The organism is Staphylococcus sp. GDY8P119P (genome assembly GCF_017892075.1).
GTDB lineage: Bacteria > Bacillota > Bacilli > Staphylococcales > Staphylococcaceae > Staphylococcus > Staphylococcus ureilyticus.
The window spans coordinates 121,081-134,276 of the sequence record NZ_JAESKJ010000007.1; the positions used below are offsets into that span (position 1 = coordinate 121,081).

General features: G+C 34.1%; 8 protein-coding genes. 2 read left to right on the plus strand and 6 right to left on the minus strand.

The window, feature by feature from the left end; genetic code table 11:
• Positions 1 to 101 precede the first annotated feature (101 nt).
• Entirely contained in the window at positions 102 to 2,297 is a 2,196-nt protein-coding gene (locus tag KA830_RS10085; RefSeq protein ID WP_204179839.1) for an amidase domain-containing protein, read from the plus strand.
• 162 nt (positions 2,298 to 2,459) lie between these two features.
• Here KA830_RS10085 and KA830_RS10090 read toward each other — a convergent pair whose 3' ends face one another.
• Both KA830_RS10090 and KA830_RS13825 read right to left on the minus strand, forming a co-directional pair.
• On the minus strand, positions 2,460 to 4,454 hold the full coding sequence (locus KA830_RS10090; RefSeq protein ID WP_204179840.1) for a hypothetical protein: 1,995 nt from the start codon (positions 4,452 to 4,454) through the stop codon (positions 2,460 to 2,462).
• Between the two features lie 424 nt (positions 4,455 to 4,878).
• Positions 4,879 to 5,004, minus strand: coding sequence for a hypothetical protein (locus KA830_RS13825; RefSeq protein ID WP_256633951.1), 126 nt, complete (start codon positions 5,002 to 5,004; stop codon positions 4,879 to 4,881).
• A 35-nt stretch (positions 5,005 to 5,039) separates the two neighbouring features.
• Here KA830_RS13825 and KA830_RS10095 point away from each other — a divergent pair, with 35 nt between their 5' ends.
• Entirely contained in the window at positions 5,040 to 5,651 is a 612-nt protein-coding gene (locus KA830_RS10095; protein WP_348634244.1) for an MFS transporter, read from the plus strand.
• A gap of 534 nt (positions 5,652 to 6,185) precedes the next feature.
• Here the strand turns inward: KA830_RS10095 and KA830_RS10100 are convergent.
• The 4 genes from KA830_RS10100 to isaB all read right to left on the minus strand — a co-directional run bounded on the left by KA830_RS10100 (position 6,186) and on the right by isaB (position 13,080).
• Positions 6,186 to 9,962 (minus strand): MucBP domain-containing protein, encoded by a 3,777-nt coding sequence (locus KA830_RS10100; protein WP_210134231.1) that lies wholly within the window; start codon positions 9,960 to 9,962, stop codon positions 6,186 to 6,188.
• Between the two features lie 613 nt (positions 9,963 to 10,575).
• A complete protein-coding gene (locus tag KA830_RS10105) occupies positions 10,576 to 11,214 on the minus strand; it encodes an NAD(P)-dependent oxidoreductase (protein WP_204179843.1) in 639 nt (212 codons plus the stop codon).
• Between the two features lie 435 nt (positions 11,215 to 11,649).
• On the minus strand, positions 11,650 to 12,078 hold the full coding sequence (locus KA830_RS10110) for an Rrf2 family transcriptional regulator (RefSeq protein ID WP_204179844.1): 429 nt from the start codon (positions 12,076 to 12,078) through the stop codon (positions 11,650 to 11,652).
• 405 nt (positions 12,079 to 12,483) lie between these two features.
• A complete protein-coding gene (gene isaB / locus KA830_RS10115; RefSeq protein WP_070038710.1) occupies positions 12,484 to 13,080 on the minus strand; it encodes an immunodominant staphylococcal antigen IsaB family protein in 597 nt (198 codons plus the stop codon).
• Between the last annotated feature and the right edge of the window lie 116 nt (positions 13,081 to 13,196).

Consider the following 13,196-nt stretch of genomic DNA (forward strand, 5'->3'; position numbering starts at 1 on the left):
AGTTGATAGACATCAACTAAAAGCAAGACTATTAACAGTTTACCAAGATAAACAATACTTTGTATATAGTAAATAATATATTTTAGGAAAGAGGTATTTTCATGAGGCAACAAAAATTATTAGTCTGCTTACTTTCAACTTCTTTACTTATGCCATCATTTCCTATCAATGATGCCAAAGCCGAAACCTCAAAAGAAGATACAATGACTACTCAGTCAACTGAGACACAGAAAGACAAAGACAAAGAAAAATCTGATTCATCGCTATCATCATCCCAAAATCATAAAACTAATAACGAGAAATCTGATGATGTAAAAGAGAAATCTAGTGATAATAAGCATAGTAGTGAACGGGAAGATCAACAAAATCGTAAAAATGATGGCCATGCTAAAACAAGTGAGCAGAACAACAGCCAAGAAAACGATAATTCTAAGACTTCTGACAAAACGTCGACAAATATAACTAAAAATACATGGGATACATCAACAGACGATGATCGTTCAAACATATTTGATATGTTTAAACCAACACCTTTGAAACAAAACCAAGACAATAACAGTTTATCTAAATTACTAGATCAATTACTTTCAAATAATGAAGCAACCCAAACCCCTTCCACATTAAAACAAAACGATGATTCAAACAAAGACAATAACAAACAAAATAATTCATTAACAGACCACACTGATTCAGAAGATTCAAACGCGACAGCTTTCATTGATGATAATGAGATAAATGATGATTCAAATGAAGATAGTGAGGAATCTGTACAAGAACAAAGTCGTACAGATTATGACAACGATGCTAATGACACAGCGCGTGAATCAGAAAACAGTCAATATGAGTCAAATCAATATACAGATGAGCATGATGCGCAACAAGATGATACCGAATCCAATTCAGATTCACACCAAAATCAATCTCGTGAAAACACAAGGCAGGATGGGCATAGTCAGAATAAACAAGATGATGAAACAACGACAAGTAATAATGATACAGGTAAGCAGGATAATGACGCAGACACTCGTGACAATGACAGCACAACAGACAATCAATCTGGTTCATCGTCGGAAGATAGAGTATTAGAATCAATTTTAGACGAGTATAGTGAAGACGCTAAAAATAACCAAAAACAATATGAATCTCAAAAAGCACATTCATCAAATAAGGATTCTGAAAATAAGAAAAGTGACTCAGATGAACAGCCATCAAGTAACCATGCTAATCCGCAGTTACCTTCTCAATCACAATTAGCCAAAAAAGAAAAACCGGCTCAATCCTTTGAAAATGACACCAAGCAGTCTAACATACGCACTACTGCTATTTTTCAACAATTACCAAACTTGTCGGGCGATAATAACACTTCAAATCAACTGACAATAACTGAAAATAAAAACACACGTGACTTCATTAAAACAATCGCACAAGATGCACATGACATAGGCCAAGATGAAGACATTTACGCATCGGTGATGATTGCACAAGCCATATTAGAATCAGATTCTGGCATGAGTGCACTTGCCCAAGCACCTCATTATAACTTATTCGGTATCAAGGGAACTTACCAAGGAAAATCCACTACTTTCAATACACTTGAAGACAATGGAAACAACATGTTCCAAATCTCAGCTGATTTCCGTAGTTATCCGAGTGAAAAAGAATCATTAGAGGATTATGCTAAATTAATCAAACAAGGTATTGACGGCAATCCAAATATTTATAAACCAACGTGGAAGCGCGAAGCACATAACTATCGGTCAGCAACTGCACATCTGGCTACCACATATGCAACTGATTCTCAATACGCTGACAAACTTAACAGCATTATTGAGCACTACGACTTAACACAATTTGACCGTAAACAAATGCCAGATTTAGACGATTATAAATTGAAGAACGATGACGATAATAGCAATTTCAAGCCATTTTCAGAAACCACAAATCACTCGCCTTATCCACATGGCCAGTGTACGTGGTATGTCTATCACCGTATGTCACAATTCGATCAATATGTCGGTGGAGATCTAGGTGACGCCAGAAATTGGAACAATCGCGCAGAAAGAAAAGGTTATACGGTTTCTTCAACACCTAAGACACATACTGCCGTTGTATTTGAGGCAGGTCAGCATGGTGCAGATTCAATATACGGTCATGTAGCTTTTGTAGAAAAAGTGAACGATGACGGTTCTATCGTTATTTCAGAATCAAATGTTAAGGGACTTGGCATCGTTTCTCACAGAACCATTGATGCAGATGTCGCTACTGATTTAAGTTATATTACAGGTAAACAAAACTAACTTTATATAGACACATGATAGAATTCAATCACTATTTTAAAATTCTCATTTTCTGCAAAATAAAAGTGCACCATTTCAAAAGTCTCACTTATGTGACTAACTTTGAATGGTGCATTTTTTATATGATAACAAGTAGCCTTAGCACCTGTTTAAATTGATAAACTATAATTTTTTCGACTGTTTACGTTTAGCAAACCATATCAGTCCGCCACCAACGATTAGCAACACAATGCCTACTGGAATCGTTGATTTTTTCATTACTGTACCAGCATCAGGTAACGAGAAATTACCCTCATCATCGAACAAACCACTCAAGAAACCGTCTGATTCACCTATAGATAAAGCACGTCCAGGTGATGGGTTCGGTATGTCTCGCACACCATCTAATAAACCATCACCATTGAATAAGCCACTCAACAGACTTGGTTTTTGAAGTCGTTGTGTCTCTGCATCCAATAATGTCGATATCTTGTCACCTTTATTTAATGATCTTTTATCCAATGTATCAGCAATGCTTGGTGTATTTTTTAAAGGTTCAAAGATACCATGGATATCATCTCTAAAGTTACTTATATCTTTATCAATTTTTAATAAATCATTTAACTGTTGATCAAGACCTGATTTCATTAAATCAACAATATTATGCTTAGCATCTTCTTTTTTAGCAATAACATCAGCAAGTGCTTGTGCCTTCGCATCATTTAATTTGCTAGCCAACATCGTTTCCAAGGCTTGGCGTTTATCTTCAGATTGATCCAATAGCGTTTCTAAAATATCATCACTTGTTACATTGTCCCCAAAATTTTGTTTTAGTAACGCTACAATTTGTTCGTTATCAGGATTGTCTCGCATAATTTTTTCAGCAATACGAGATGCATCCACATCGTTCAAATGCGTTGACAATATCGTTTTAACCAACGCTTGCTTATCGCCTGTCTTATCAAACATCGCTTGTAAAATATCGTCACTTGAAGTTGTAGACAAACCGTCTAATTGACTGATTACCTGATTGGCAATTTGTTGATCTGTTTTACCATCTGTGTCTATACGTTCTAAGATAGATTGAGCATGTCTGTCATCAAAAGTACGATTAATGATATCTTTAACTGCTCGGTCTTTATTGTCTACAGATTTCAATTGATCCAGCACAATATCATGTTGTTCATTTAAATTTTGTTCAACTTGCTTAATTTCTTTTGCCATTTTACTTTTATTCTCTTTAGATATTGAATCACGCTCTGAAAGCATTGATGTTAATGTTTGTAACTTTGCTTCTTTAGTTGCTACATAGTCATCTAAGTTGTCATTGTTTTTAGCTTGTTTTGTCGTTACTTTATCAATATCTTTTTCAAATTTTTCTAATGGTTGGGGAGCATCATGATCTGAACGAGACGTTTTTTCAAGTGTGTTTTTTTCTGCCTGATTTTTTTCACCTGTACTGTTAGTGCTTTTCGCAACCTTATTTTGTTGTTCTTGATTGTCTCCAGTATCTCTTAACGCTTCATTATCGTTTTTTAGTTTACCCCCATCAACTTCATTTGATAATGCATCAATTTTATCAAGCAATTGATCTAAGTTCTGTTGTGAATTTTCACTAGTTATGCGATCATGAGCGTTTTGCGTTTGATTATTTTCTTGCTCAGGTAAGTTACTTGAGTCTGTTTTCTCACTAGGAACAGTTTTTTCTTGATAATCAGTTACATGTTTTTGATTATCTGAAATATCTTTTTTGTCATCGTCCGATTCATGATTATCTTCAGTAATCTTGCTATCTTCTGTTTGGGTGTTAGCAGATACGCTTTGTTGTTCACTGAGGCGATTGTCATCATTCTCAGCTTTTCCCAATATTACTTTGGCCTCTTCAATGCTTTTAGCCTTCTCCATTTTTTGAATTGCATCACGCTTTTCACTACGCTTTATATTTTTCAATTTCTTTATTTTTTCTTTAGATTGTTGAATTTGCTTTTCTAACGCTTGTTCGCTAGTCAAATGTGTATCAGCTTTCACATCAGCACTTTCTTTCGCCATTACAGATGATGTTGGATTTATACCATATCCTATTAAAGTCGTAGTCATAATCAGTGCGATACCAGACAATTTAAATTGATGATTCAAACTTTTTTTATGATTTAAATGATGAGTTTTTATCTGTTTCATTAAATTCACCTTTTCCTAGTTATTCACACCCATTATATCGGTTATATCACTTTATTCAAAGAACAATTTCAAATAACTACAATTTTATTAATTCAATATCAAACGGAACGCTATACCATTTGAAGATGTAATTAATATCGTGCCAATGAAAATTGGTTGTTAAGCGTAAAATATGATGAACTTAACAATTAATCTGAATTAAACGAATATAAATCCAAATTGCTGTAAACAATTTTTATATCTAAATATTTATCATTTCAAAGTTACTAGGTTTCTTCATTATTAAATACAAAGGTTGTTGAGAAGTAATAGCTAATTCTCAACAACTAAAATTATAATATATTCAAATACTCTCAAAATTTCTCTACATAAATTTTATGTTTGTATCTTCACACATATAAAAACTACATACTATATTATTTTATCAAGAATCCATTAACCGCGCGAAAGTTGCTTTATCAATAGAAGCACCTTGTTGTAGTTGTAAATCTAATCGTTCATCAAATTTCATTGTGTCACGTGAAACATTTTTTAATGTATTGCTTAACATCGTCGGTTCATTAATGTCAAATAAATTTTCATATAATATTTTTTAAATATCATCTCTCAGGCTATTTTTTACGTTTTTTATTTTTATGTACGAGTTTTAGTTTTTGGTATTATATGAGTATTTATCTTCAAAGTGTATTTCATTTATCACCGATAACTACAGGATCATTACTCATTTTCACAACCGGCTTTAATTTTATTACTGCGCTAAATATATATAAATTGTTAGAGAGCAAAACCAATATCTCACTCCTCATACAAGGTATCATTATTTCAATTATAGGTATGGTCACGTTAGCACTATGTATCTATTATCATTCTCAAATTATTTTATTTATCCCTTCTCTCATTTTAATCGGTATAGGTCAGGGATTTATATTCACCCCATTAACGAATTTAGGCATGCACAACATATCGACGGACCAATCAGGCATTGCTTCTGGATTAGTTAACTTTTCACATCAGATAGGATCTTCTACAGGTGTAGTACTTGAGCTAGTTTTAGCAACTTTTATACTAAGCTATACAGGAGAACCACACGATAATTTGACATTTTATACAATAGTGATTGGTACTGTTATACAATTTTTAATGTTAGCGTATATTATCATTGTATTTAAAAAAAGTAAAAATAAATATGAATTTTAAATTTAGCTTTTGTATACCTTTGATAGCCTAAACTTAATAAACATGAAAAGGAACCAAAGTTAGAGCAACTTTTTTTATATTTAGATGAAAGTTGCTCATTTATCTTATATCAGTTTCCAAATTCACAGGTGACAGTAAGTAACTATTATTAGAAATGGAAAAGCGGAGAACAAGATGCTATAGATATGCTTGGTAACCAAGAAAGTGACTTAATCTCATTTGGAAAATCTCTACTAGCCCACCATATTTCGCCAAAAAAATGAAATACAAATAAGAATAGTATGAAAATCTTTAATTGCTTTATTCAGTATATTTTTGACTTAGCAAATCATAATTTTTTAAATAGATTGCAACAGAATATCTCTAAAAAGTTCCACTGTTTTGATTTACTATCAATGTTGTAACGAGGTTTTATCGTAGAATTATTATGATATACAAAGCAAAAAAGGATTAAGCAACCCATGATTGCTTAATCCTCAAAGATTATATTAGTGCGATTTAACAAAGTATTCGTAACACTTTAATCCAAAGACTTTAGTTTTTCTTTCTTCTAAACACAGTAAGTAGTATACCGCCAATTAACGCTAGTACACTCGCAAAAAATCCAGTATTATTCGTTTCTCCTGTTTTTGGCAATTGTTTCTTTTTAATTGTATTAGATGTTGCTGAAACGTTTGATGTATTTTCCGAACTTGATACATTTGATGTATTTAGTGTATCTGGTGTGTCTGGAGGATTCGGTGTACTTGGCGTATTCGGTGTATTTGGTGTACTTGGTGTATCCGGTGTGCTTGGTGTACTTGGTGTGCTTGGTGTATTTGGTGTATCCGGCGTACTTGGCGGATTCGGTGTACTCGGTGTATTCGGTGTATCTGGCATACTTGGTGTATCCGGTGTGCTTGGTGTGCTTGGTGTATCCGGCGTGCTTGGCGGATTCGGTGTGCTTGGTGTGTTCGGCGTACTTGGCGTATTCGGTGTATCCGGTGTGTTTGGTGTACCCGGTGTACTTGGTGTATCCGGTGTGCTTGGTGTATTTGGTGTATTTGGTGTATTTGGTGTATTTGGTGTATTTGGCGTACTTGGCGTATCCGGCGTACTTGGTGTACCCGGTGTACTTGGTGTATCCGGTGTGCTTGGTGTATTTGGCGTATTCGGTGTATCCGGTGTATCCGGTGTATCCGGTCTGCTTGGTGTGTTCGGCGTACTAGGCGTATTCGGTGTATTTGGTGTACCCGGTGTACTTGGTGTATCCGGTGTGCTTGGTGTGCTTGGTGTATCCGGCGTGCTTGGCGTATTCGGTATATTCGGTGTATCCGGTGTGCTTGGTGTACCCGGTGTACTTGGTGGTGTTGAGTCTTTCTCGTACGGCACTGGCGTATCCTTTGATGGGTCCTTTGGATCTGTTATAGATGGTGGAATGTATCCTTTTTCTGGATGGTCTGGATCTACTGGAACCAATGGATTACCACTTGGATCCTTCGGTGTATAACCTGGAATGTATGGTAATGGTGGATTATCTGACGGTTCTTCTGGCGTCTCATCATACAATACTGGTGGCCTATTTGTACCTGGTTTACTTGGGTCATACGCATCTCCTGGATTTTCTGGAATAAACGGAATATATCTGCCTAATACTTTATAGATGTATGTCACTGACGTTGTTCCTTCTACAACTTTTCCTTTTTCATGGTCTCCTTCTTTTACTTTTGAGAATAAATATAATTTCCCATCTTTTCCAATGATTTTCGGTTTGTGATCCGTCGTATCATATAGTGTATCTATGTTTGAATCTGATGTATCCTCTATAGATTTTTTAATCGGATTTCCTGTTTCATCGACATAATTTACCACGACATTACCTTGTTTCACTTCTGGTGTCGGATCTTTCTCATACGGCACCGGTGTATCCTTTGATGGGTCCTTTGGATCTGTTATAGATGGTGGAATGTATCCTTTTTCTGGATGGTCTGGATCTACTGGAACCAATGGATTACCACTCGGATCCTTCGGTGTATAACCTGGAATGTATGGTAATGGTGGATTATCTGACGGTTCTTCTGGTGTCTCATCATACATTACTGGTGGCCTATTTGTACCTGGTTTACTTGGATCATACGCATCTCCTGGATTTTCTGGTATAAACGGAATATATCTGCCTAATACTTTATAGATGTATGTCACTGACGTTGTTCCTTCTACAACTTTTCCTGTTTCATGATCTCCTTCTTTTACTTTTGAGAATAAATATAATTTCCCATCTTTTCCAATGATTTTCGGTTTGTGATCCGTCGTATCATACGCCGTATCTACGTTTGATTCCGGTGTATCCTCTACAGATTTTTTAATCGGATTTCCTGCTTCATCAACATAATTCACCACGACATTACCTTGTTTCAGTTCTTCGTAAACATAAGTAACCGTCTTCTTCCCTACCGCTATTTTACCTATCGGTGCATCCGATGTAGTTAAATGACCCTGGTCATCAACTTTACCTATCGTATAATTACCTGCTGAAACGAGTTTATAAGTTTTTCCATCTTTTTCAATTGTCACTGGACGATGGTCTACTACAGTATCATAATCTGTGCCTGCAAACCCACCTTTCACATCTTCAACAAGGCCTTTTAATTCATTGCCTTCCGTATCAACATAACTAACAACTACATCCCCTTTTTGGCTAATATAATAGTACTCAACAGTATCTGGATACTCAAAGTTATTCGAAATATCAAATGTTCTTCCATTATCATATCGGGAATTAGTCACTTCACCTTTTTTTAGTCTCACAACTGAGCTAGACGTTGCATCGCCCCCATCATAATCTGAAACAGATATTGCTACATTTGAAGGTAATCCATTTTTATGGAAACGGAATTTTTGAAATATCACTTTCCCCTCCAAACCGAGTTGTTGATATTTCCCTTCAGATGCGCCATCTACAATTTTTTCTCTAAATTCATAACCATTAGTATTTTTTTCAAAATCATAATTTATATCTGGCAGATTATTCGATGCTATTCTTCCTCTATCTGCACTACTGCCATTCACTGGATCAAATGTATCCGGTGCTTTAGCATAAGTAAACCATACTTCACTTTCTACAGTGCTTTTATCGTCAAGAATTTTATCTTTACGATACATTGTGCCACGACTCGTTGTCGCTTTACTATATCGAACATTACCAATGATTTTAGAAGATTGTTTGTTAATTTTTCCATTTTGATTAAGTGGCGCTCTTGTACTATCAAATGCGTATCCAGCAATTTCTGGAGGTTCTGTTGTATAAGTACTCTTAGTCCATCCATATTGAGTGAATGGTGGTACAATTTCTCTACCTTGTTCATCATAATAATATGTTGTCTGACCTTTCCAATGTGGTAACACAATTGAATAACTCACAACTTCATCCGTTACCAATTGTGCAGAATTTCCATAGATGGGAAGGAAATTTGATGGTTCATTTACATCGATTTTATTTAACCTGAATGAAAACCCATTCTTTTTTGCAACTATATTTAAAAAAGTCATTTCATCGAGCTGAATATCACTAGGTGTAATGGTCTTGATATCAATCTCTTTTATTAATGTATTTTTATCTTTATTAAATACCGTAACGAAAAATTTTGTGGGTGCCCCTACATGATCAACATCCTCTTTTCTAACAGAAAAGACATATTGTCTGTCTCCACTTTCACCTCTTCTAGCTACTTCGAATGTATATTGTTTCGGATCAGCCGCTTTATGAATTTTATATGTCACCTTATTATTAGTTGGGAGTTCAGAGTTAACACTATAACCATCCGCAGGGGGTTGAGTTAAACTTTCATTCGCGCTTCTAAGCATGCTGTTTGAATCATATGCATCTGGAATGTCACGTTTTTTTATAAATTTAGGTGTTTCACTTGCTGTTACATTCTCTGATTTTGAAGTATTTATTTTGTTTTCTAGTGTTGCTGATACTTCTTTTGAAGCATCTTGTTGGTTTTCTGTAGCTTCTGATGTTTCTTTTACAGCTGTGTTCTCAAATTTCGATGTATCTGTTTGATTTTCTGATGTCATCGCCACTTCTTTCGAGAGTACGTTTTCAGCTTTTGAAGCGTCTGTTGAGTTTTTTGATACTTCTGGTGCTACTTTTGAATCTATGGTTCCACTATCTACAGTCAAAGAAGGTTTTTCATCCAATTCAGCAGCAGACGCATCATTTGTTGTACCAACAAATAATATAGCGCCTATTAAAACACTAGCCGCACCAAAATGGTATTTTTTGATTGAAAAACGCTGTTTTTGTTCGTGTTGTTTGAAAATCTTCATTTTCTTTTCTCCTTCCTTATATAAAACTTACTTATATCTTAATATCACCTAACTCAATTGTCCACAATGAGTTTGTTTTATTTTTTAAAAAATTACAAAACTTATTATTTATTTAAAATAAAATTTATAAAACAGATTTTCATGGCGTGATATACCTAAATGAATTAATTTTAATGACTGCTCTACTTTCGAATAGTAATTAAATGTATAAAATCGCGGATTTAAAATTTCATGAATTCGTCAAAATTAGGAATGACTTTGATGATTATTATCAATCCATTAATACTGGTAATTGTATATAAAAAGGTCCCTTCAAAGTTTACATTTTTAAGTGTCTACTTTGAAGGGAGCATATCCTTACGGATTCGTTCTTTTTAAAATACATATTTATTTTTCGCTTTAAATTCTAATAAGTGCAGTAGTTTACTGAAATGAAAATGTACACTACTTATACATACGTATCAATTCATCTGAATTTTTTCATTATTATCCTAGAGTAGGTACAAGATATTTTTCAATAAATCTAATGATTACCCATCCCTATTGTGTAAGTTTTCTAAGATACTAAGTTTCTACCTCTGCCACAATAAAAATTAAATTATCTACTATATACTTACGCTTCTTCTCCGACAACTGTAAAGCGTTCGTTTTTATGTTGTGGATTTTCAATTTCATCCAAAATGGCAATTGCAAAGTCAGCATAACTAATATAGCTATTACCATTTGAATTCACTAATAAATTATCTTTTCCTGATTGATAACTTCCTGTTCTGACACCTTCTGCATTAAAATCTGCAGATGGGCTAAGGAAGGTCCAAGTTATACCTTGTGTAGCTTCTAAATCTTGTAAATTTCTACCTTGACCTTTTGCAGTAGGTACAAATATTTCTGGGAATTCTGGCGTATCTATTAACTTAGTCGTTTGTGCTTCATCAACATATAAACTACCAGCACCGCCTACAATAATCGCTCTTGTATCTGTTCCTTTTAATGCTTCAATTAATGCGCGCCCAGCAGTTACATGTGCTTCTTCCTCACCAAGTGGTGCACCAAAAGCATTCACAACTACATCTAAATCTTTTAAGTCTTCCGCTGTAATGTCGTATATTTCTTTTTCTAGTACATTTATATTACTATTAGATAATTTTGAAGCATTTCTAACGATGGCTGTGACGTCATGTCCTCTTTCTATTGCTTCTTCTAATACCAAATTTCCAACTTTTCCAGTTGCTCCAATAATTCCAATTTTCATAATAAATTCCTCCAATTTTTAATCAATATAATATGTTTAAAATAACTACTAATAACGATAAAATGCTAATAATAAAAGGGTAAACTGCTTTCATTGTTACAATGACAATTTCTGACAAAATGCTATTTTTGACAAGTCACTAACAGATCTAATTGTGCTAACGGTTACGGTTTTGGTCTTAACTCAAACGTTTGCCCTTCTATAGATACATCTGTGCCAGTTTCTTAGATTACTTTTTTATGTTGATCTTTACCTATAAAACAAAATAGACACACACAGAATAAATACTTATTTTCAGTGAACAACCAGCCCTCCTTTCAATTTAATAAGGTTTGTGATAATCGTTTAGGTTGCTTTAAAATAATTTATTAAATGCTTTTTAATTACGGTTGTAATTGTAATAGTTACAGTTACAAGTCGGTCATACGGATAGATTTATCCGTTATTTACGAGTATTTTATTGACGATACTGTCTAATGTGACACCTTTTAATACCGCTTCCATTGCGTCTTGCGCACTTTCTAAAATAACTTCCAACACACTTTGAATATTGGCACCAACTGTACAATTGATATTCGTATCTTCATGTATTTGGAATAAATGTCCTTTTTCAACCACTTCCACAGCTTTATAGACGTCAAATAATGTAATTTCATCCAAAGGTTTCAAAAGCTTAGCACCTGAATTGCCTCGAGATACATCAATAAAACCAGCTTCTTTAAGTCTTCCCATCAATCTTCGAATAACCACAGGGTTCGTATTCACACTATCTGCGATTTGAGTCGATGTTAAAGTATATTCTTTTTCAATCTTAATTAAAGCTAATATATGAACAGCTACCGTAAAACGACTACTTATTTTCATAACAACCACCTCATGTAACCATTATAGTTACACCTATTGTTAATGTCAATGTAATCGTATTGTTCAATCTTGGTAAGTGTTAGAAAGGTGGCATCTTTATATATTAAATTATATTTATGAAGAAACTGGATAAACAGTGCTACGTTTATTGAAATAGCCAAAAAACTTAAATATTATATTAGCAATGCTTAACACGCATTTTCTAAAAAACTGTAAAAGCAGAAGAGAATCAGGTTTAAATCTGATTGTCTCCTGCTCTTGAGGGGTTGAAATATCAGGCTTCCATACGCTTTGTGTTAACTACACGCGCATGATATATAGCCAACTTCATATTTTCTGAATTTTTATCAATAATCAATGCGTTCTATAACTGATAACAATGATTTTGTAAAATACGACATTGAATTATTGCCCAATAATTATTTTAGTTAAATAACCATCTTCATCAAAGAATCCCTTATATGAACCACCATTATTTGTATAAAACGGAATCATTGTCTCATCTTTTAATTCTGAAGCATCATCGTCTTTATCCATGTTAGATTCATGTGCTTTTATAAATTCTGATTTAGTTACAGATTTGGGTTTCGTTTTAAAGCTCATTTGGATAACTTCGTCTTTATCGTTAAAATCTATCGTTGTATCGTAAATTGTTTTACTATAAGCATGATCTTTATACGCTTTAGGATCTACTTTATATCCATTGATAGTTGCATTGTCATATTTCATAGCTCTAACGAAATTATAATCTAACGTAAATGTTGGGTCGTATGTCGTATAGCCTTCATACTTATACCATGGTGTTTGTGATTGTAATTTTGAAACGTTTTGACTATTCATACTTTCTCCACCACTTGAACCACCTTCACCACTACCCCATTTTTGAACTTGTTCCGCTGCTTGTACGTCATTCGTTATCGTCGAAAAATACGTTGCTGAAGATCCTACTACAAGTGTTGATACAACGGCCGTCGTTGATAATAATTTACCTACTTTACGCATAATCAATCACTCCTTTAGTATTGAATACCGCTTGGCTTTAGTTATTTAAACTTCATTCAAGTGGAACAATCCCTAAATTAGTAACGATTTTTCAAATTCCCATCAAATGATTGTAA